This window comes from Tianweitania sediminis (genome assembly GCF_017813335.1).
In the GTDB taxonomy this organism is placed as follows: Bacteria; Pseudomonadota; Alphaproteobacteria; order Rhizobiales; family Rhizobiaceae; genus Tianweitania; species Tianweitania sediminis.
On the sequence record NZ_JAGIYY010000008.1, the window covers coordinates 97267 to 118512 of the forward strand.

The following is a 21246-nucleotide window of genomic DNA, read 5'->3' on the forward strand; positions in this document are numbered from 1 at the left end:
TCATTCATGGGCGAGGGGCCCCCGGCGGATAAAGGCGCCAGATTGCATATGGCCTCGTTTGGGGATCGAGTTCGAGATTGTGGGTCTTGCCGTGCCAGGTGAAGCGGTTGCCCTGCAAAAGGTCTTCCACTTCCACGGACGCGTGGTCTGAAAGGCCGAACTCCCAGAGCGGCACCTCGAACTGGCACGACTGAACGTTGTGCGGATCGAGATTGACGTGGAACAGGAGGTAGTTCGACGTAGCCGGGTCGAACTTCCCGTAATAAAGGATGTTCGCGTTGCTGGCGTAGAAGAACTTCAGCGACAGGAACCGCTGCAGGGCAGGGTTCTCTCGCCGCAGGCGGTTCACCAGCCGGATGTCGTCCTTGATGTGGCCGGGCTGGTCCATGTCCCAGATCCGGATCTGGTACTTCTCGGAGTCGAGATATTCCTCCTTGCCCGGCACCGGCGCGGCGTCGCAGATCTCATAGCCGTTATACAGGCCGTAATTGCCAGCCAAAGTTGCGGCGAGAACCAGCCGCGTCCGAAAGCCCGGACGTCCCGATGTTTGCAGGTAAACCGGGTTGATGTCCGGCGTGTTGGCAAAGAAGTTCACCCGCATGTAATGCCGGCATTCTTCCGTGGTGAGCTCCGTGAGGTACTGCTCCAGCTCCCATTTCAGGTTGCGCCAGGTGAAATAGGAATAGGACTGGCTGTAGCCGACCTTTGCCAGGCGCTTCATAACCTTGGGCCGGGTGAAGGCTTCCGCAAGGAAGATCACGTCCGGGTGCTCGCGATGCACCTCGTCGATCATCCATTCCCAGAAGGGAAACGGTTTGGTGTGCGGGTTGTCTACGCGGAAGATCTTGACGCCGTGATCCACCCAATAAAGCACCACGTCGCGCAGCGCATACCAGAGGTCGGGGATTGCTCCGCGGTAGAAGTGGACGTTGACGATGTCCTCATACTTCTTCGGCGGGTTTTCGGCGAACTTGATTGTGCCGTCCGGCCGCCAGTCGAACCATTCCGGGTGTTCCTTGATCCAGGGATGGTCGGGTGAACACTGGATGGCGAAATCGAGCGCGATCTCCAGCCCGTGCTGGTGCGCGGCGGCCACCAGCGCATCGAAATCCTCGATCGTGCCGAGTTCGGGATGAACGGCATCATGCCCGCCATCGGCCGAGCCGATCGCGTAGGGGCTGCCGACATCGTCCGGACCGGGCGTGAGCGTGTTGTTGCGGCCCTTGCGGTTGGTTTTGCCGATCGGGTGGATCGGCGTGAAGTAAAGCACGTCAAAGCCGAGATCCTGCACATAAGGCAGGCGCTCGATGACATCGCGAAACGTACCGTGACGGTTCTCGTCATTGGTGATGGAGCGCGGCATCAACTCGTACCACGCGCTGAAGGCCGCAGCCTTGCGGTCAACCCAGACGGGGAGATCCTTGTCGTAACGGGTAAGATTGGTGCGTGGTGCCGCACGTTTCATCCAACCCGCCGTATCTTCCGAAAGAAGAAGAGCAAGCAGCGCCTCTTCGTCGGCGGCATTGCTCAACGCATCGGCCATAGTGCGCGACAACGCCCCATCACGCGGATCGTCAAGGGCGGCCTGAACGAGGTTCTTGCCTTCGGTGATTTCAAGCGAAACATTCTGGCCGGCGGCGATCTTCTTGCGGATTTCCTTCGCCCATTGGGCGAAAAGATCGCGCCACGCGATGAGGGTGAACTGGGCGGGGCCGTTGACCGAGAATAGGATCTCCCCGCGCCAACGATCGTTGATCACATACTCCATGGGCGCTTCGAGCCATTCGCCGTCGTGACCATCGCGGTAAAGGATGGCGGCGTCGAAGGTTTCGTGGCCATCGCCGAAGATGTCGGCTTCAACAATCAGCGTTTCGCCAACCACCGTCTTTGCCGGAAAGCGCCCGCCATCAATCTCCGGATCGATGGCTTCAATTGCGATCCGCTGCGCAGCCAGTGCATTCAGACGTTCAAGTGAGGACGGGCTGCCTTGAAGACTAGGCTTCCCGCTGGCCTCCACGGACCTGCTGGCTTCGCTCATGATCGGTCCCCTTGCAATCGCGCGCACAAAGAAACATGGGCGCAATTGCCGGTCCGGCAATGCCGAAACAAGAACTGCTGCGTCTGAAACATCAGGCGAAACCTCGGCTCGGGTTTGGTTGGGATCCAAACTCGAAACTGGTGTCCGGCCCGATGGTTCCCCTTCTTTTCAGGCGCTGGCAGGAAGAATGGTGAGAAGGTGCAGCTCGCCCGCCCCACCCGCTAGAGCGGGCGGGTGAGCCAAAGCGGCTAAGCGGCGGCGCGCTTCTTTGCGACGCGGGCGCGGATGCTTTCAACATCGGCGCGCGGCGTAGCGGCAAACAGCGTTTGCGTGTAGCTGTGCTTCGGGTTCGCGAACACCTCGTCGCGCGTCCCATATTCCACGGCTTCGCCGAAATACATCACCATCACCTCGTCGGCGATGTAGCGCACAACTGACAGATCATGGCTGATAAAGACGTAGGTCAGCTGAAACTCGTCCTGCAGGTCGGCGAGCAGGTTGAGGACCTGCGCCTGCACCGAAAGATCCAGGGCTGAAACGGGTTCGTCGAGCACCAGAAGCTTCGGGTTGAGCATCAGCGCGCGGGCAATCGCGATGCGCTGCCGCTGGCCGCCGGAAAACATGTGCGGGTAGCGGTTGAAGTGTTCTTCGCTGAGCCCGACCTTCTTCAACATGGCCATGGCCCGGTCCCGCCGTTCGGAAGCCGGCGTATCCGTGTTGATCTTCAAAGGTTCGCCCAACACGTCGCCGATCTTTTGTCGCGGGTTAAGCGAACCATACGGGTTCTGGAACACGATCTGCACCTTGCGGCGAAGATCCGACGTCAAGCCATTCTGGGCAATGTCGACGGTTTGTCCATCGATCTGCAGCGAACCGGATGTCGGCGCATCGATCAGGGTGATGATGCGTGCGAGCGTGGACTTGCCGCAGCCACTTTCTCCAACAATCGCGAGCGTCTTTCCCTTCTCCACGGAGAAGCTGACGCCCTTCACCGCATGAACCGTGCGCGCCTTGGAAAAAAGCCCGCCGCTCACGTGGTAATCGCGCTTGATGTTTTGGACGGAAAGAACAGTCTCGCTCATAGCGGCGCCTCCAGGGGCGGCGTCTTCACCGCGGTGCTGTCTTCAACTTCCATCTGGTAGTCGCCGACCGTCGGCAGCCGATCACCGGTGGCGTTCTCCGGCAACGCGGCAAGCAGCGCCTTCGTGTAGTTGCTTTGCGGGTTTTCGAAGAGGCTGAGCACGTCGGCTTCCTCCATCTTGCGGCCCTTGTATTGCACCACCACGCGATCGGCCGTTTCCGCCACGACGCCCATGTTGTGGGTGATCATGATCATGCCCATTCCATGTTCCTGTTGCAGCCCCACGAGAAGATCGAGGATCTGCTTCTGGATGGTCACGTCGAGTGCCGTGGTCGGCTCGTCGGCGATCAGGAGCTTGGGATTGCAGGCGATGGCGATGGCGATCATCACGCGCTGGCACTGCCCGCCCGACATCTGATGTGGATAGGACTTCAGCCGATCAGCGGGATCGGGGATGCCAACGGCCGTCAACAGCTCGATCGCCCGCTTGCGGCGCTGGCTGCGATCCATGTTCATGTGGACGCGCAGAACTTCCTCGATCTGGAAGCCGACGGTAAAGCACGGATTGAGGCTCGCCATCGGCTCCTGAAAGATCATGGCCACGTCGCGTCCTATGATGCGGCGGCGTTCCTTCGGCTCCAAACGGAGAAGGTCGATGCCGTCAAACACCATGCTGTCGGCCTTGACTGTTGCGCTGTCGGGCAGAAGGCCCATCACGGCAAGCATCGAGACCGATTTTCCGGATCCGCTTTCACCCACAATGGCGAGCACTTCGCGGGCATCAACGGTGATGTCGATGCCGTTCACCGCCATGAACGGTCCCGTGCTGGTTAGAAACGACACCGAAAGGTTCTTGATTGCGAGAAGGGGCATGGCTCAGCTCCGCTTCAGCTTCGGATCAAGCGCATCGCGCAGCCCGTCGCCAACCAGATTGATCGCAAGTACGGTGACGAGGATCGCAAGGCCAGGGAAGGTGACGACCCACCATGCGCGGAGGATGAACTCGCGCGCTTCGGCCAGCATCGTGCCCCATTCCGGCGTGGGCGGTTGAGCGCCCATGCCAAGGAAGCCCAGGGCTGCCGCGTCGAGGATTGCATTGGAGAAGGAAAGGGTCGCTTGCACGATCAGGGGTGCCATGCAGTTCGGGAGGATGGTCACGAACATCAGGCGGAAATGTCCGGCGCCGGCGACCTTGGCCGCGGTGACATAGTCGCGCGTCTTTTCCGCCATCACTGCTGCGCGCGTGAGACGCACGAAGTGCGGCTGCAGCACCAGCGCGATGGCGATCATGGCGTTGGTCAGGCCGGGTCCAAGCACCGCCACCAGCACAAGTGCCAGCAGCAGCGAAGGAAAAGCGAGGATGATGTCCATCACGCGCATGATGACGGTATCGACCCAACCACGCGCATAACCGGCAATCACGCCGATGACGATGCCGCCAACGAGTGCGAGCAGAGTGACGATGACACCGATGAACAACGAATATTGTGCGCCATAGATGAGGCGAGAAAGGATGTCGCGCCCGACCTGGTCGCTGCCCAGAAGGAAGCTCGCGCTGCCACCTTCCTGCCAGAACGGCGGCACGAGAATGGAGTCTCGATATTGCTGGGTGGGATCGTGTGGGGCAATCAGCGGCGCCAGCAGGGCCACCACAACGAGCAGCAGGAAAACAAAGAGGCCGATAACGGCGCCCTTGTTTTCGGAGAAATAGAACCAGAACTCGGCAGCACGGCGCGAACGGGTGCTTGGCTCGGCGCTGGTGGTGGCGTTGACGGCGTTGTTGGCCATGGCGCGTTCCTCAGTGCCGAATGCGCGGATTGATCAGACCATACAGCAGGTCAACGATCAGGTTCACGATCATGATAATGGCCGCAATCAGCAGCAGCCCGCCCTGGATCACGGGGTAATCGCGGCGGAACACTGAATCCACCATCCATTTGCCGATCCCTGGCCAGGAAAAGATCGTCTCGGTCAGGATGGCGCCGGCCAGCATCACGCCAACCTGCAGACCGATGGTGGTGATCACCGGGATCATGGCGTTGCGCAGGGCATGGATGCCGACCACGCGGAACGGCGACAGGCCCTTGGCGCGTGCGGTGCGGACATAGTCCTCCGACAAGACTTCCAGCATCGCGGAGCGGGTCTGCCTGGCGATCACCGCGAGCGGGATTGTGCCCAGGACAATGGTGGGCAGGATCAGGTGGCTGGCTGCCGACTTGAAGGCGCCGGCCTGGCCGGAAAGCAGGCTGTCGATCAGCATGAAGCCGGTGACGGGCGGGAAAAAGTACAGCAGCGAGATGCGCCCGGAAACCGGCGTCCATTGCAGCGTGCCTGAAAAGAAGATGATCAGCAGCAGGCCCCACCAGAAGATCGGCATGGAATAACCGACGAGTGCGGTTCCCATGATCGTCTGGTCGAAAAACGAGCCGCGCTTGATGGCTGCGAAGATGCCGGCCGGAATGCCCAATACCACCGCAAAGATGATCGCGCAGGTCGCCAGCTCGAGCGTTGCGGGGAACAGCGCGGAAAACTGGTCCAGGATCGGCCGCTTGGTGACGATTGAGGTTCCGAAGTCGCCCTGCAGAATGCCCCAAATGTAGTCGAGATACTGCACCACGATTGGGCGGTCGAAGCCAAGCTGCGCGGAGATCTGGGCATGCCGTTCCGGCGACATGACACGCTCGCCCGAAAGCAGCGCAACCGGATCGCCCGGCAGCAGCCGGATGAAAGAGAAGGCGATGATGGAAACGCCAATAAAGGTCGGGATGAGCACCGCGAGGCGCCCAAGAAGGAAGCGGACCATGTCGGCTCCGAAAGAAGTGGCCGCCGGCGAGGCCGACGGAAGCAACAAAAAACGGGAGCGGCCGAGTTCCGGACGCTCCCGTTCGCTAGGATGAGGAGCGCTTACTCGGCCAAATCGACGCCGTCAAATGCGAAGTCACCCAGAGGGCTCTGCACGAAGCCGGTCACTTCCTTGCGCATCGGCACGACGGACAGCGAGTGGTCGATCGTGACCCACGGTGCCTCACGCTTGAAGATGACCTGCGCCTCTTCGTAGAGCTTGGTGCGCTCGGCCTGGTCCGTTGTTTCCTTCGCCTTGGTGACCAGGTCATCATATTCCTGGTTGCACCATTGGGCGCGGTTGTTGCCGCCGACCGCATCACAGCCGAGCAGCGTGTCCAGGAAGTTGTCCGGATCGCCGTTGTCGCCGGTCCAGCCAAGCATCACCGCGCCGTCGCGATCCTTTGCCTTGGACCGGTCGAGATATTCGGCCCATTCATAGGACACGATCTCGACATCCACGCCGATCTTGGCGAAGTCTTCCTGCATCAACTCCGCGGCGCGGCGGGCGTTGAGCATGTACGGGCGAGCAACCGGCATAGCCCAGATCTTCATGGAAAGATCGGTGACGCCGGCATCTTCCAGCATCTTCTTCGCTGCTTCCGGATCGTACGGATCGTCCTGGATGGACTCGTTGTAGGACCACATCGTCGGCGGGATCGGGTTCTTTGCCGGCGTTGCGGCGCCTTGGAACACGGCATCCACGATGGCCTGCTTGTTTACGGCCATCGACAGCGCCTTGCGCACCTCGACCTTGTCGAACGGAGCCTGCGTCGTGTTGAAGGCGAGGTAGGCAACGTTGAGGCCCGGCTGTTCCATGACCTTGAGGTCGTCATTGGCCTTCATGGCTTCCACGTCGGCAGCGTTCGGGTAAGGCATCAGGTGGCATTCGCCGGCCTGCAGCTTCTGGTAACGAACGGCCGCATCGGTGGTAATGGCGAAAACGAGATCATCGATCGGCTGCTTGCCGTTCCAATAGTCCGGATGCGCCTTGTAGCGGATCGCGGCGTCCTGCTGGTAGGCCACGAACTGGAAGGGGCCGGTGCCCAGCGGCTTCTGGTTCAACTGCGCCATATTGCCGTCAGCTTCCAGCTTGTCGGCGTATTCCTTCGACATAACGGAAGCGAAAGGCATTGCCACATTGGCGAGGAACGGCGCTTCCTTGCGCTTCAGCTTGAACTTCACGGTCATGTCGTCGACCTTTTCGATCGACTCGATCAGTTCCGGGAAGCCCATGCCTGCGAAATACTCCCAGGAGCCGCCCGCGACATACTGGTTCCAGGGGTTTTCTGAATTCATCTGCCGATCGAACGAGAAGATCACGTCGTCGGCATTGAGTTCACGGGTTGGCGTAAAGAAGTCGGTGGTCTGGAACTTGACGCCAGGACGCAGCTTGAACGTATATTCGAGCCCGTCGTCGGAAACTTCATAGCTTTCCGCCAAGCCCGGTTCGGTTTCGGTGGTGCCCTTCTTGAACTCGAGCAGCCGGTTGTAAACCGTGTGCGCGGCGGCATCGAAGGTGGTTCCAGCGGTGTAAAGGCCGGGATCGAAGCCTTCCGGAGATCCTTCGGAGCAATACACAAACGTTTTCGCGTTTGCAGCGCCGCTCAGGATCGTTGCAGCTGCCAGCGCGGCCGCGAAGGTCATTTTCTTTAACATCGAGCACTCCCCTTGATGTCGGTTCGGGCCTGCGTCAGGTGCGCGGCCCTGTGGAACCGCATATAAACTACGCGCCACACGTTTTGAAAAGCCCTGCTGAAGTGCGCCCGGGGAACTATACGCAACATGTTTGTGACTGCCGCACCGCCGGAGCATGCACGCAAATCGTGATCGAACGGAATGCCGCTGCTTCCGTTGGTCCCCGAAGCGATCTCTTCATGAAAGGATGCAGGATGCCTTACAAGCGCACAGTCGCCGTTGCTGCCGTAGCGGCAATGTTGGCGGGTTCAGCCGCCGCACAAGTGGGTGGTGGCTCGATCAGCGGCAGTGGAACCATTGGTGGGAGCGGGTCTGTTGGCGGCACTACGCTGGGCGGCAGCGGCACGGTATCACCCGGCAACCAATCGCCGGCGCCCGGCAATCCCGTTTTGCCGAACACAACGCGTTCGAATCCGGGCGCGTCGGGCCAGCCCGTTCGCACCCCCGGAAACACCAGCCTGACCGAAACCCAACAAGGGCTGTCAAACAATACGATCGGCGTGGACAGCGGGATTACTGCCTCCACACCAACGCCGCCGCAAAGCATCATCGACCAGCCCAATCCTCCCCCCATCCCGTTGCCGGGCGAGGCGGGCGCTGATCCGGCAACCATCGATCTTCAGCAGGATCAGTTGCCGACCCGCTAAAGCTTGGGATGTCGAGGCAAACAAAAAGCGGGCGTGCGCCCGCTTTTTTCGTGGGGAAATGCAGTCGTCTTACTCGGCAGCCTTTGCAGCTTTCGGCTTGCGGCCGCGCTTGGCAGGCGCCGGTGCAGGAGCAGGCTCTGGCTCGGCAACGACATCGCTCTTGCGACCAAGGCCCAGGCTCTTCGCGAGTTCGGAGCGTTGCGCGGCGTAGTTGGGCGCAACCATCGGATAATCGGCAGGCAGGCCCCACTTCGCCCGGTAATCGTCGGGCGTCATGCCATAGCTGGTCATGAGGTGCCGCTTCAAAGAGCGGAACTTCTGCCCGTTCTCCAGGCTGATCAGGTAATCCGGCGTGATCGACTTCTTGATCGGAACGGCCGGCTTGAGCGGTTCCACCGGTTCCGGGGCTTTCGGCTCCTGACGAAGACCAACAAGTGCCTGATGCACTTCACTGATCAGAGTCGGTAAATCGTTGGATCTAACCGCATTTTTCGAAACATAGGCGGACACGATGTCCGCGGTCAATTCTGCCAAATCGTTGTTATCTAGTTGCTCTACGCCATTGCTCATTGATAAACCTCCTTAAAACACTGGATAGTCGAATAATGGATTTGCCTACTATCCACAAGTAGAGGATCATTCGCGTAGAGGCAGTGTCCACAGGCTCTACTTCTTTAGCGTTATCAAATAGAAACAGCGCATGGTCCCACTCTCAGCCTTCGTAGCGCAGTCGAAAAGAATGCAGGAGAGCTGATCGGGCAAAAAAACGGCGGGCCAAAAGACCCGCCGCCTTCATGGGGTATTAAGCCCTTTTAGTTGTTGACGCGATCAAACAAGCCGAGGCCGCGCTCGTTGCGAGCGTTGTCGGCCGGCACGCTCGATGCTTCCTGAGCCTGAGTACGAGTAGCACCGGACTGCGAGATGGAAGCCGTCGTGGAACGATCAACCGGCACATAATCACGTGACGTGCCGGGCGCGCTCGAGGTCGCAGCATGCGTTTGATCGAAGAAGATGCCGCCCTGGTCAAAAGCGCCGGCACCAGCTTCAGTCTTCACAGCCTGGGCGGAAGCAGCAGAAGCGGTTACAGCGAGAGCGAGGAGTGCGGCAGAAACTGTCTTGTTAAACATAGCTATATTCCTTGAACTATCAAAAATGCGGACCGTAATCGCGGCCGCACAGTGCAGGTAGGAACCTAGCCGGCGAAGCGCCAGAGGATTGGCGTTCTGTTTTGTTGACATTGCGTTTCAGCTTTTTCATCGCTCCTGAAAGGCGAAGGCGCGCTGAGGATCTTGTAAATGGAACCGCGCCCACCTAGGCGCGCCGCCCCGAGCGCAGAGCCGGCGATCGGCCACGACCGCAGCCGGCATCACTGACGCGCAGAAGGGCAGGGTGGTCGACCTATTTCTCCCACTGGCTGAAATAAAGCGCCAGCAAGGTCACCGCCGCGCCCGACAGAAGATACCCTCCCGCCGAGATCAGGCCGAAATTTGCTGCCAGCAACAAGGCGGCCAGGGGCGCGAAGCCGGCACCAAACAACCACGCAAAGTCGCTGGTGAGGGCTGAAGCCGTGTAGCGGTAGGACTTCTCGAAATGGCCCGCCAGAGCGCCAGAGGATTGGCCGAACGACAAGCCCAGCAAGATGAAGCCGAGGATCATGAAAACGGTTTCACCGGCCGGTCCGCCGTCCAGGAGTTGCGGCGCAAAACCGCTGAAGGCCGCAATCGCCACGGCGGTGGCTGCCAGAAGCGTTCGCCGTCCGAAGCGATCTGCCAGGTAACCGGAGATCACGATGGCAACGAGCCCAAAGGCGGCGCTGACGGCTTCAATGAGAAGGAACCGGGCCGGACCCTCGTCCGTGTAAAGAAAGACCCACGACAGCGGAAACACTGTGACCATGTGGAACAGCGCAAAGCTTGCCAGGGGCGCAAAGGCGCCAAGTGCAATCGCTGCCCCTTGCGTCCGCAGCGTTGGCAGCACCGCCGAAGGCTGGAGCTCGCGGCTTTGAAAAAGGTTCGTGTATTCCGGCGTTGACACGATTCGTAGTCGGGCAAACAGCGCCACCACATTGATCGCAAAGGCCACGTAGAACGGATATCGCCAACCCCATGCATAGAAGTCGGTGGCGTTGAGATTGCCGACAAAGAACGCGAACAGAGCGCTGGCGACGATCAGGCCCAGCGGTGCACCCAACTGCGGGATCATCGCATACCAGCCGCGGTGGTGCTTCGGCGCATTCAGCGCCAGCAGGGAAGCCAGGCCGTCCCAGGTCCCGGCAAGCGCAAGGCCCTGGCCGATGCGAAACAAGCAAAGAACCCAGATGGAAGCCGCGCCGATGGTCTCGTAGCTGGGGATGAACGCCACCGCGACGGTGGATGTGCCCAGCAAAAACAAGGCCGATGTCAGTTTGACGCTCTTGCCGTAGCTGCGGTCGATGGCGGTGAAGATCACGGTGCCGAAGGGCCGGGCAACAAAGGCAAGCGCAAAGATCACAAAGGAAAAGAAGGTGCCGGTGAGCGGATCCACAAAGGGAAAGAACAGGCGCGGGAAAACAATGACTGAAGCAATGGCGTAGACAAAGAAGTCGAAGGCTTCCGAGGTCCGGCCGATGATCACCCCGATGGCGATGTCGTTCGGATTGACGTCCTCGTGCCGCGTGTTGACAAGGCGTGCGTCGCGTTCGGCGTCTGCTGTTGTCTCAGACATGGGTTCTTCCGCTGGCTTTTTGTCTTCTGCGCGGATGGCCTTGTTAATGCGATCCCGCCGGCTGCCCTTCTGACGCGCTCCCAGCGAATCCGGCATTGGGCAAATTGTCCAATGGGGCTCCGTCCGCGATCAGCTTAGGTGACGGACAGAAAAGCAAGTGTCATGCCGATGTTCCGATCCTTACGCCGCTTTACCCCCTTCCTGCTGCTGCCGCTGTTCCTTCTCCTGAGTGGCTGCAATTGGGTGGTCATGTCTCCGTCGGGAGATATCGCTGCACAGCAGCGCGACCTGATCATCATCTCAACGGTCCTGATGCTCATCATCATTCTTCCGGTGATGGCGCTCACGGTATTGTTTGCGTGGCGATACAGGCAGTCCAACAAGGATGCGCCCTATGATCCCGATTGGGATCATTCCACGCAGCTCGAGCTGGTCATCTGGGCCGTTCCGCTTCTGATCATCATCTGCCTGGGTGCGGTGACGTGGATGGGAACGCATCTGCTCGACCCCTACCGTCCGCTCGACCGGCTGGCGGAAGGCAGGCCCGTGGAAGCGAACACGCAGCCGCTCGACATCAACGTGGTGGCGCTCGATTGGAAGTGGCTCTTCATCTACCCGGAATACGCCATTGCATCCGTCAACGAAGTCGCAGCACCGGTTGACCGGCCGATCCGCTTCAACATCACCTCGTCCTCGGTAATGAACTCCTTCTATGTGCCCGCCCTGGCGGGCATGATCTACGCCATGCCCGGCATGGAAACGAAGCTGCATGCCGTGATCAACAATCCCGGCGTTTATGAAGGCTTTTCCGCCAATTACTCGGGCCATGGCTTCTCGAACATGCGCTTCCGCTTCCATGGCGTCGATGAAGCGGGCTTCGACGAGTGGATCGAAAACGCACGGGCCGAGGGCGGTGCCTTGCAGCGGCAGGACTATCTCGAACTCGAGCGCCCGAGCGAAAAGGAACCGGTGCAGTATTTCGCGACCGTGGACCCGCTCCTGTTCCGCGCGATCCTCAACATGTGCGTTGATCCCGGCAAGATGTGCATGAGCGAAATGGCCATGATCGACCGCGGCGGTGGCGCTGGGCTCGCGGGTTTGAGCAACCTGCTGCCGCTGACCTATGACAAGAACATCCGCCGCGGCGCGGTTTTCGGGCCAAAGCCCACCTTTGTCGCCAGCATCTGCACGGTCGAGGAAGCCTTGGCGGCCGGCCAGCCTGATCCGGCGCAGGATCGTCGCGTGACGGGCGGTGCGCCCTTGACTGGCGCCGGCTTGCCGCGCCCGACCCGGATCAGCTTCCCCTCGTTTTCATCACCTTTCGGCGCGCTCCAGCCGTCCAACATCTGAAACCATCATGCCTGAAACATCACCCCTCATCCAAGCCATCTTCGGGCGGTTGACCTTCGAGTCGATCCCACTCCATGAGCCGATCCTCATAGGGACTTTCGCCGTCGTTGCTCTCGGCGGAATGGCCCTGCTTTACCTTCTTTATCGATACCGGCTGTGGGGCTACCTGTGGCGTGAGTGGTTCACCACGGTCGATCACAAGAAGATTGGCATCATGTATATGGTGCTGGGCATCATCATGCTCCTGCGCGGCTTTGCCGACGCGATCATGATGCGCATCCAGCAGTCCATCGCCTTCAATGGTTCGGAAGGCTACCTCAACGCCCATCACTACGATCAGATCTTCACCGCGCATGGCGTGATCATGATCTTCTTCGTCGCCATGCCACTGGTGACGGGCCTGATGAACTACATCGTGCCGCTGCAGATCGGCGCGCGCGATGTGTCGTTCCCGTTCCTGAACAACTTTTCGTTCTGGATGACAGCCGGTGGCGCCGTCGTCGTCATGATGTCGTTGTTCATTGGCGAATTCGCGCAAACCGGCTGGCTGGCTTATCCGCCGCTGTCCGGCATTTCCTACAGTCCAGGCGTGGGTGTCGATTATTATATCTGGGCGCTGCAGGTCGCAGGCGTGGGCACAACCCTGTCAGGCATCAACCTGCTCGTCACCATCGTGAAGATGCGCGCGCCCGGCATGACCATGATGAAGATGCCGGTCTTCACCTGGACCTCGCTGTGCACCAACGTCTTGATTGTCGCGACGTTCCCGGTCCTGACCGCCGTGCTCGTGCTTCTGTCGCTCGACCGCTATGTCGGCACCAACTTCTTCACGAACGATCTCGGCGGCAATCCGATGATGTACGTGAACCTGATCTGGATCTGGGGCCATCCCGAGGTCTACATCCTGATCCTGCCCGCCTTCGGGATCTTCTCCGAAGTCGTGTCGACCTTCTCCGGCAAGCGACTGTTTGGTTACACGTCGATGGTTTACGCCACGGTGGTCATCACCATCCTGTCTTACCTGGTCTGGCTGCACCACTTCTTCACGATGGGGTCGGGCGCCAGCGTGAATTCCTTCTTCGGCATCACGACCATGATCATTTCGATCCCCACGGGCGCGAAGATCTTCAACTGGCTGTTCACGATGTATCGGGGCCGCATCCGCTTCGAGCTGCCGATGATGTGGACCGTGGCCTTCATGCTGACCTTCGTGATCGGCGGCATGACGGGTGTGCTTCTGGCTGTTCCGCCGGCTGACTTCGTGCTCCACAACTCGCTGTTCCTGGTGGCGCACTTCCACAACGTCATCATCGGCGGCGTGCTGTTCGGTCTTTTTGCCGGCATCAACTACTGGTGGCCGAAAGCGTTCGGCTTCAAGCTCGACACCTTCTGGGGCACCTTGTCCTTCTGGTTCTGGGTTGTCGGCTTCTGGGTCGCCTTTACCCCACTTTACGTGCTTGGCCTGATGGGCGTGACGCGGCGGTTGCGGACCTTCGAGGATCCGTCGCTGCAGATCTGGTTCATCATCGCAGGCATCGGCGCCTTCATCATCGCGCTCGGCATTGCAACCTTCATCATCCAGATGGCTGTCAGCATTTGGCGGCGCGAAGCCTTGCGTGAACACACGGGCGATCCCTGGAACGGCCGCACGTTGGAATGGGCGACCTCGTCTCCGCCGCCGGTTTACAACTTCGCTTTCACGCCCGTGATCCATGACAACGACGCCTGGTCGGACATGAAGAAGCGTGGCTACAAGCGGCCGCTGGAGGGCTTTCGTGCCATTCACATGCCCAGCAACACCGGCACGGGCGTTTTCCTCAGTGCGCTTAGCGTTGCCTGTGCCTTCGGTCTGATCTGGTACATGTGGTGGCTGGCTGCCCTGAGCTTCCTTGGCATCATCACCGTCGCGATCGCCCACACCTTCAACTACCAACGGGATTTCTACATCCCGGCGAACGAGGTGGTGAGAACGGAAGATGCCCGGTCGCAACTCATGAATGGGGGGCGCTGATCATGACGGCTGCCATCCAGCAGGCGCAAAACACCGAGGACCTCGTCTTCTACGTCAGGGACGAGGAGCATCACGCCGAAGGCTCGAGCACGGCGTTGGGCTTCTGGATCTACCTGATGAGCGATTGCCTCATCTTCGCGATCCTCTTTGCGATCTATGGCGTGCTCGGCGGCAACTATGCCGCCGGGCCGGGGCCGCAGGACCTGTTCGACCTGGAACTGGTCGCCATCAACACGGCGATGCTCCTCTTTTCGTCTATCACCTATGGCTTTGCCATGCTGGCGGCGGAAAAGAACCGGCAAGGCGCGACGCTGGCCTGGCTTGCGGTGACCGGCCTGTTCGGTCTGGCGTTTCTTGGCATCGAGCTCTTCGAATTCCACCATCTGATCGAGATGGGCGCGACGCCGCAGCGCAGTGCTTTCCTGTCATCGTTCTTTGTGCTGGTGGGCACCCACGGCCTCCATGTCACTTTCGGCATTATCTGGCTGGTGACGCTCATGGCGCAGGTCAAGATGCGCGGCCTGATCCCCGCGAACCGCCGCCGGCTGATGTGCCTATCCATGTTCTGGCACTTCCTCGACGTGATCTGGATCGGGGTTTTCACCTTCGTTTACCTGATGGGGATGCTCCGTTGAGTACGCACGCAGACGCCGCCCACAACAACCCCGTGACGTCGGCCGAGCAGCATGTCGAGGGCCACGCGGAAGCTGTTCACGAAGAAGGCCAGGCGCATGGCAGCATGCGCAGCTATCTCACCGGGTTCCTTCTTTCGGTTGTGCTGACGGCAATCCCGTTTTGGCTCGTGATGACCGGTACGCTGAGCACGCAGCTGACGGCCGTCATCGTCGTTGGGATGGCTGTGGTCCAGATCGTCGTCCACATGGTGTTCTTCCTCCATATGGATCCGCGTTCGGAAGAAGGCTGGAACATCATGGCGCTCGGCTTCACCTTGATTGTCGTGGTGATCGTGCTCAGCGGATCGCTTTGGGTCATGTACCACCTCAACAGCAACATGATGCCCGACATGGAAATGAGCCAACTGCTGCAATAAGCGCCGGCATCGGCGAACAGAGGGATTGGTGGAACACGGTTCCAAAGAGCTTGAAGGGCAGCGCACCCCGCGCCGGATCTGGGTGCTGCTTCTGCTGCTTGGATGTGCCGCAATCCTGGTCGCCTTCTTTTGCGCACTGGGAATCTGGCAGGTCGAACGGCGGGCCTGGAAACTCGACCTGATCGAGCGGGTGGAAGCACGCATCAACGCTCCGCCGGTTGCCGTGCCACCGCCCGCGGAGTGGAACAGCATCGATCGAGCTGGCTTTGAATATCGTCGTGTGGAGGCAAACGGGCGCTTTATGGCCGAGCGCACCGTGTTCGTGCAGGCGGTGACGAGCCGAGGTGGGGGCTTTTGGGTGGTGACGCCCCTGCAAACAGCCGAAGGCTTCACGATCCTCGTCAACCGCGGCTTCGTTTCGAGCGCCCAGCGGGCGGCGCTGCAGAACAGCGATGAACCCGTCGAAACAAGCGTCACCGGTCTCCTGCGCTTGTCTGAGCCGGGTGGTGGCTTTCTGCGCAGCAACGATCCGGCGGGTGGACGTTGGTTCTCCCGCGATGTGGCTGCGATCAGCGAGGCGCAGGGGCTTTCGAGCGTGGCGCCCTATTTCATCGATGCCGAAGCGGTTCCGGATGCACCGGAAGGGTCGCCGCTGGGAGGGCTGACGGTCGTGAGCTTCAACAACAACCACCTTGTATATGCGCTGACCTGGTTCGGCCTGGCCTTGATGGCGCTGGCCGCGGCAGCCTACCTCATCCGGGATGAACGGCGATTGAGGCGGACACAGCGGTGATGGCAGGGGAAACCGGCGCGACAAACATCTGGCAGGAACTGCGCCGGCTCGGCGGGTGGTCGCACGCGGCAAGCCCGGACGTCACGAACAAGCGCAACCTGCTTCTTCTTGTGCAGCTTCGCTGGCTCGCCGTCGGGGGGCAGATCCTGACGATCGTGGTGGTCAGCCTCGGAATGGATGTCGATCTGCCCTTGACTCCGATGGCCCTGGTCCTGGCGGGGCTGATCGCCGTGAACGGCATGAGCGTCGTGCGCGCCCGCGGCGGCCACACCGTGACGGACACGGAGCTTCTCCTCCAGCTCCTCGTGGATGTCGCCGCGTTGACGGCGCAGCTTTATCTCAGCGGAGGTGCCACGAACCCCTTCATCTCTCTTTACCTGCTGCAGGTGACACTCGGCGCCGTGCTTCTGCGACCCTGGTCGAGTTGGGTTCTGGTTGGCGTGACAAGTGCCTGCTTTATCGGCCTGATCTTTTCTTTCTTGCCGCTCGATCTGCCAACTCACCACCTGAACGGCGGTTTGTTCAGCCTTCATGTGCAGGGCATGTTCATCTGCTTTGTGCTCACGGCCGGACTCGTGGTGCTGTTCCTGATCCGGGCCAACAGCAATTTGCGCGCGCGCGACGCCCATCTCGCCGACATGCGCCAGCAGTCGGCCGAAGAAAACCACATCGTGCGCATGGGTCTGCTGGCATCGGGTGCCGCCCATGAACTGGGCACGCCAATGGCCACGATGTCGGTGATCCTCAACGACTGGAAGCGCATGCCGTTGTTTCGCAGCAACCCGGAGGTGGCCGAAGAGATCGACGACATGCAGAACCAGCTGAACCGCTGCAAGGCCATCGTATCCGGCATCCTGATGTCGTCCGGGGAGGCCAGGGGCGAAGGCCTTATGCGGACCACCGCCACCCGCTTTCTGGATGATCTCGTTGCCGAATGGCGCCAAAGCCGCTCGCCGCAGCGCTTGATTTACGAGAACGACTTTTCGCCAGATGCCGGGATCGTTTCCGACATTTCCTTGAAGCAGGTCATCTTCAACATCTTCGACAATGCGCTTGAAGCATCGCCCGGATGGGTGCGCGTGGCTGCTGCACGGGAAGGGGACAGCCTCCGCCTGGTGGTGGAGGATCGCGGCCAGGGTTTCGCCCAAGATATGCTCCATGAACTCGGCCGCCCTTACCGCTCGAGCAAGGGGCGTCCTGGCGGCGGGCTCGGTCTCTTTCTAGTTGTGAATGTGGCGCGTAAGCTCGGGGGCACGGTCTCGGCCTACAACCGGCCGGATGGCGGAGCGAGCGTGACGCTCAGCTTGCCACTTCCTTCCTTGTCCATTGGAGTGGGCGATGGCGGATAATCGTACGCTGGTGATCGTCGAGGACGACGAAACCTTCGCCAAGACCCTGAAGCGCTCGTTTGAGCGAAGGGACTACACGGTCCATCTGTGCGACAGCGTGGAAGGGCTGAAGGCTCTGCTTCGGAACGTCCAACTGTCCTTCGCAGTGGTGGATCTGAAGCTGGTCGGTGGTTCGGGCCTGGAATGCGTGAAAGCGCTGCACGAGCATGACCCCGAAACGAAGATCGTTGTTCTGACGGGCTTTGCCAGCATCGCAACGGCCGTGGAAGCCATCAAGCTGGGCGCCCTGCACTATCTTGCCAAGCCAGCCAACACCGATGACATCGAGGAAGCGTTCGATCGAACCGGAGGCGACACAGCGGTTCCCCTGACCGAGCGCCCGACCTCGCTCAAGAACCTGGAATGGGAGCGCATCCACGAAACACTGGTGGATACGGGCTTCAACATTTCCGAAACCGCGCGGCGGCTTGGCATGCACCGGCGCACCCTTGCGCGGAAGCTGGAGAAACGCCGGGTCACGTGAGGCGATACGCTGAGCGCTTCGTGGCGCTCAGCCGCGCCTGAAGGTCAGTGCAGCGTTCCAGCGATCTCGGACGGTAAAACTGCTATCCGCATGGGTGACAGCGTTGGCATGCCCCAGTCGCGATCGCGTTGCATCCAGAAGTGCGTCGTCTCGAACGAGGATCTCCACATCGCGCAGACCCGTCGCATTCGTTTCGCGAGGCTGTGCACCACGGCTGTTCCAGATGTTGCCGGCCAGATGATGATGGTAGCCACCGGACCCATAGAAGCTCGCACCGGGATAACGGGCGGTGATGTCGAAGCCCAGCGTATCGCTGTAGAAGACTTCGGCAGTCGGAATGTCGCCCACGCGCAAGTGGACATGGCCGATCACGGAGCCGACCGGCAAGCCGTCCCAAGGCTTTGAACCCGCTGCCGCCCGCAGGCTGCCGATGTCGAGCGCCTCAGTCACCATCTGCAAGGAGCCATCCACGTAAGGCCAGTCGGAAGCGGGGCGATCGACATAAATTTCAATTCCGTTGCCTTCCGGATCGTTCAGGTAAAGCGCTTCGCTGACGGCATGGTCGGAAGCGCCGCCGATCGCAACGCGATTTTCAGCGGCGAAATTGATCCAGCGGCCGAGATCGGCGCGTACGGGCAGGAGAAAGGCGGTGTGGAACAGCCCTGCATCGTTGCGCGACGACAAGTCGGCATCCGGTTCGCTCACCAGTTCCAGCAGTGCGTGGTTACCTGCCCCAAGCGCCACGGTGCTGCCGTTGGTCTGAACGACCTTCATGCCAAGCACGCGCTGGTAGAAACCCGATACGAGGGGCAAGTCGCGCACCGTCAGCGAAACCTTGCCGATGCGCATCGGTGTCGAGGAAGAGGTCAATTCACGCACGGCAATCCATCCCGTTGGTTGATCGCGTTCAACGATCATCCAAAGATGCGACCTGTGGGTTGTTTGCGGAAGTAGGCAGTTTCACGAAGGATCGTTCATCTTTCTTGAACGATCGTTCGCAGACGAGCTTGATCAGGCCCGCTTCTGGTTGGATGCGATCGCCTCCTGCTGAAGACAAACAACGCGATTTGGGCCAGGCTTTTTTGCAGCATAAAGGCTGGTGCCGGCTTCCGCCAACAACGTGTTCAGGCCGTGTTCGCCGCGTCGATGGCGTTTGCCAGCTCGCGAACAATCGTTTCCGGTTCGTTGTCGATGCTGACGCGGATCGCGGCCTCGTCCTGCCCAGGTGGTTCCAGAGCGGCGAACTGGCTGTCGATCAGCGTCACGGGCATGAAGTGACGCTGACGCTTTGCCATGCGATCGGCAATGAGCGCGCGGTCTCCTTCCAGATAAAGGATGGCGAGGGGGCGACCGGCCGCGGCTCGGATTTGATCGCGGTAGCGACGTTTCAAAGCGGAACACCCAATGATCAACGGTTTCTCGTGATGCCGCAGCGCAAGGCCCACTTCCTTCAGCCAGGGTGCGCGGTCGTCGTCCGTCAGCGGTTCGCCGCGTGCCATTTTCGCGATGTTGCTTGGCGAATGCAGATCATCTCCGTCGATGAAATCAAAACCAAGCCGGGCGGCGAGCCTTTCGCCGATCAGGGTTTTTCCTGAACCCGCAACGCCCATGAGAATGAAATGCGTGTACACGCTTGCGACCACCTCCGCTTCGATCATGATCGGGCGGTGTTTGCCGCCTCGTCTCTTGATCTAGCGCGGGAAGCGCAAAGGGCCCGTTCAAGCAGGTTCGGCTTCGGCAAAGGACAGGAAGGGCAGGCTTTCGCGGCGACGGCGCGCATAGCGGGTGAACTCGCCGATGGCGCAGATGATGTGGTAAAGCGAGCTTGCCGGTGCTTCACCGGGCAGGAAGCTGCCGTCGTTCAGCATCGTGTCGCGCCAAAGCCCATTGGCGTGGTTGGCAACATAGGCTTGCACGGACGCAGCCGCCTCGAGTGCCCGCTTTTCCGCAGTCCACGCTTCACGCCCGAAATGCCGGTCGGAGAGGGCGAGCCAGGCCTTCAAGCGCTCTGTTTGCGGCCACAACCGTGCGGCGGCATCGCTGACGGCACCATTGGACCAGATGGCGTTTACGGTGACATTCCGTTCCACATCATGTCCCAGCCGTTCGGCGGCCTGAACCATGCGGTCTGGATATCCAGCGGTGTCGCCTCCGGTGAGTTCCTCCCACCGCATCATGAGCCACGCCCATTCAAATGTCAGTCCGGGTTCGAACCGGTGCATGCGGCCTTCCTTAAGCGGCCGCCATTGCGGGTCGAAGGCGCTGAAAACAAGGGCCGTTTCCGGGTCCAGCAGGCGGGACTTCAGCAGCGCCACCATGTCCTCGGCGAGCTTTGTCCAGATCGTGTCCGGAGAAAGCGCAATCCAGGAAAGCGCTGCTTCGAGCAGATGCATGTGCGGTGTGGAACGCAGCGGAAACGGCTGGTTTGAGCCGTCGCGATACCCATCATCTCCGTGCGAGAACTGACCGACAATGACCTGGTGAAGGCGTCGTGCACGCAACGCAATGTCTTCATCGCCGAGAAGATGATAGGCGCGGGCGTAGGCCAGGAGAAGAAAGGCCTGATCCACAAGCTGGTAGCCGGACTCCTGGACGTCGTTGTCCTCGTCGAGCAGGTTGTAGAGTAGCCCGTCCGGTCCGGAATTGGTCAGAAGGAAGCGGTGACCGTGTCGGACGCAGGCAACGGCGGCTGCGCGGTTCCAGCCGAGCTGCGCGGCTTCGCAAAAGGAATAAACCTGGCGCGCCGTCACCCGCACGCGCCTTGGGCCTCTTTTGGCCGCACCAACCGGCGGCAGCGCTTCCACGTAACCGCCGCGCGCATGGTCAAGCCCGACTGTGGACCATAGCGGAAGGATCTCCTCGAAGAGATGCTTGCGCAGGTTGTCGGCGGCAGAACAAAGGGCAGGGCCGAGGTCTGCTTCAGGAGGCAGAGGCTGAGGCTGTAGGGAGGCTTCCGCGCGCCGTCCGCTCCTGCCGAACATAAAACTGAACATGCAAAGCCGCCCCAACCTCCGACCGCAACTTTCCGGAAGAAAGCATTTGTTTCGAAACGGGACGTTATCACAGATTAACATCCTTTAAGGAGAGTAAACTATTCTTACTGGGTCTTAATTTTTCTCTTGTGCGGAAGCGGGAAGTAAGCTTCTATGGCTCGACCCTAG

General features: G+C 60.4%; 20 protein-coding genes. 8 read left to right on the forward strand and 12 right to left on the reverse strand.

Features of this window, described 5'->3' with window-relative positions:
* Nucleotides 1-4 precede the first annotated feature (4 nt).
* The 6 genes from J5Y06_RS18255 to J5Y06_RS18280 all read right to left on the reverse strand — a co-directional run bounded on the left by J5Y06_RS18255 (nucleotide 5) and on the right by J5Y06_RS18280 (nucleotide 7619).
* Nucleotides 5-2038, reverse strand: a complete 2034-nt coding sequence (locus J5Y06_RS18255) for an alpha-1,4-glucan--maltose-1-phosphate maltosyltransferase (protein WP_209336622.1) — start codon at nucleotides 2036-2038, stop codon at nucleotides 5-7.
* A gap of 248 nt (nucleotides 2039-2286) precedes the next feature.
* Nucleotides 2287-3120, reverse strand: coding sequence for a dipeptide ABC transporter ATP-binding protein (locus J5Y06_RS18260; protein ID WP_209336623.1), 834 nt, complete (start codon nucleotides 3118-3120; stop codon nucleotides 2287-2289).
* A complete protein-coding gene (locus tag J5Y06_RS18265) occupies nucleotides 3117-3992 on the reverse strand; it encodes an ABC transporter ATP-binding protein (protein WP_209336624.1) in 876 nt (291 codons plus the stop codon). Before J5Y06_RS18265 ends, J5Y06_RS18260 begins: the two co-directional genes overlap by 4 nt.
* A 3-nt stretch (nucleotides 3993-3995) precedes the next feature.
* Nucleotides 3996-4907, reverse strand: coding sequence for an ABC transporter permease subunit (locus tag J5Y06_RS18270; RefSeq protein WP_209336625.1), 912 nt, complete (start codon nucleotides 4905-4907; stop codon nucleotides 3996-3998).
* Between the two features lie 10 nt (nucleotides 4908-4917).
* Nucleotides 4918-5922, reverse strand: a complete 1005-nt coding sequence (locus J5Y06_RS18275; protein WP_209336626.1) for an ABC transporter permease subunit — start codon at nucleotides 5920-5922, stop codon at nucleotides 4918-4920.
* A 101-nt stretch (nucleotides 5923-6023) separates the two neighbouring features.
* Nucleotides 6024-7619, reverse strand: a complete 1596-nt coding sequence (locus tag J5Y06_RS18280; protein WP_209336627.1) for an ABC transporter substrate-binding protein — start codon at nucleotides 7617-7619, stop codon at nucleotides 6024-6026.
* Nucleotides 7620-7852: 233 nt separating this feature from the next.
* Here J5Y06_RS18280 and J5Y06_RS18285 point away from each other — a divergent pair, with 233 nt between their 5' ends.
* Nucleotides 7853-8305, forward strand: coding sequence for a hypothetical protein (locus J5Y06_RS18285; protein ID WP_209336628.1), 453 nt, complete (start codon nucleotides 7853-7855; stop codon nucleotides 8303-8305).
* 69 nt (nucleotides 8306-8374) lie between these two features.
* Here the strand turns inward: J5Y06_RS18285 and J5Y06_RS18290 are convergent, their stop codons facing one another.
* From J5Y06_RS18290 to J5Y06_RS18300, 3 genes are all read right to left on the reverse strand, one after another.
* Nucleotides 8375-8875: a Ros/MucR family transcriptional regulator gene (locus J5Y06_RS18290; RefSeq protein ID WP_209336629.1), complete on the reverse strand. Its 501-nt coding sequence runs from the start codon at nucleotides 8873-8875 to the stop codon at nucleotides 8375-8377.
* A gap of 242 nt (nucleotides 8876-9117) precedes the next feature.
* Nucleotides 9118-9432: a hypothetical protein gene (locus J5Y06_RS18295; protein ID WP_209336630.1), complete on the reverse strand. Its 315-nt coding sequence runs from the start codon at nucleotides 9430-9432 to the stop codon at nucleotides 9118-9120.
* Nucleotides 9433-9703: 271 nt separating this feature from the next.
* Nucleotides 9704-11008 (reverse strand): MFS transporter, encoded by a 1305-nt coding sequence (locus J5Y06_RS18300; protein ID WP_209336631.1) that lies wholly within the window; start codon nucleotides 11006-11008, stop codon nucleotides 9704-9706.
* A 162-nt stretch (nucleotides 11009-11170) separates the two neighbouring features.
* On the opposite strand from J5Y06_RS18300, the gene cyoA reads away from it, so the two are divergent.
* Genes cyoA through J5Y06_RS18335 form a run of 7 tightly spaced genes read left to right on the forward strand, consistent with a single transcriptional unit; the run spans nucleotide 11171 to nucleotide 18085 of the window.
* Nucleotides 11171-12358 carry a ubiquinol oxidase subunit II gene (gene cyoA / locus J5Y06_RS18305; protein WP_245248079.1) on the forward strand — a complete coding sequence of 396 codons (1188 nt, stop codon included), beginning with the start codon at nucleotides 11171-11173 and terminating at the stop codon, nucleotides 12356-12358.
* A gap of 7 nt (nucleotides 12359-12365) precedes the next feature.
* Nucleotides 12366-14369, forward strand: a complete 2004-nt coding sequence (gene cyoB, locus J5Y06_RS18310) for a cytochrome o ubiquinol oxidase subunit I (protein ID WP_209336632.1) — start codon at nucleotides 12366-12368, stop codon at nucleotides 14367-14369.
* 2 nt (nucleotides 14370-14371) lie between these two features.
* Nucleotides 14372-15004, forward strand: a complete 633-nt coding sequence (gene cyoC, locus J5Y06_RS18315) for a cytochrome o ubiquinol oxidase subunit III (protein ID WP_209336633.1) — start codon at nucleotides 14372-14374, stop codon at nucleotides 15002-15004.
* Nucleotides 15001-15420 (forward strand): cytochrome o ubiquinol oxidase subunit IV, encoded by a 420-nt coding sequence (gene cyoD, locus J5Y06_RS18320; RefSeq protein WP_245248080.1) that lies wholly within the window; start codon nucleotides 15001-15003, stop codon nucleotides 15418-15420. Before cyoC ends, cyoD begins: the two co-directional genes overlap by 4 nt.
* A 28-nt stretch (nucleotides 15421-15448) precedes the next feature.
* Entirely contained in the window at nucleotides 15449-16213 is a 765-nt protein-coding gene (locus J5Y06_RS18325; protein ID WP_385932543.1) for an SURF1 family protein, read from the forward strand.
* On the forward strand, nucleotides 16213-17562 hold the full coding sequence (locus J5Y06_RS18330) for an ATP-binding protein (RefSeq protein WP_209336634.1): 1350 nt from the start codon (nucleotides 16213-16215) through the stop codon (nucleotides 17560-17562). The genes J5Y06_RS18325 and J5Y06_RS18330 overlap by 1 nt, the downstream gene beginning before the upstream one ends.
* Nucleotides 17552-18085, forward strand: a complete 534-nt coding sequence (locus J5Y06_RS18335) for a response regulator transcription factor (protein ID WP_209336635.1) — start codon at nucleotides 17552-17554, stop codon at nucleotides 18083-18085. Before J5Y06_RS18330 ends, J5Y06_RS18335 begins: the two co-directional genes overlap by 11 nt.
* Nucleotides 18086-18112: 27 nt before the next feature.
* Here the strand turns inward: J5Y06_RS18335 and J5Y06_RS18340 are convergent, their stop codons facing one another.
* From J5Y06_RS18340 to J5Y06_RS18350, 3 genes are all read right to left on the reverse strand, one after another.
* Complete coding sequence (locus J5Y06_RS18340) at nucleotides 18113-18964, reverse strand: VOC family protein (protein WP_342453457.1); 852 nt, start codon at nucleotides 18962-18964, stop codon at nucleotides 18113-18115.
* 245 nt (nucleotides 18965-19209) lie between these two features.
* Nucleotides 19210-19743 carry a gluconokinase gene (locus J5Y06_RS18345; protein ID WP_245248081.1) on the reverse strand — a complete coding sequence of 178 codons (534 nt, stop codon included), beginning with the start codon at nucleotides 19741-19743 and terminating at the stop codon, nucleotides 19210-19212.
* A gap of 60 nt (nucleotides 19744-19803) precedes the next feature.
* Nucleotides 19804-21078 carry an AGE family epimerase/isomerase gene (locus tag J5Y06_RS18350; RefSeq protein ID WP_209336637.1) on the reverse strand — a complete coding sequence of 425 codons (1275 nt, stop codon included), beginning with the start codon at nucleotides 21076-21078 and terminating at the stop codon, nucleotides 19804-19806.
* Nucleotides 21079-21246 lie beyond the last annotated feature (168 nt).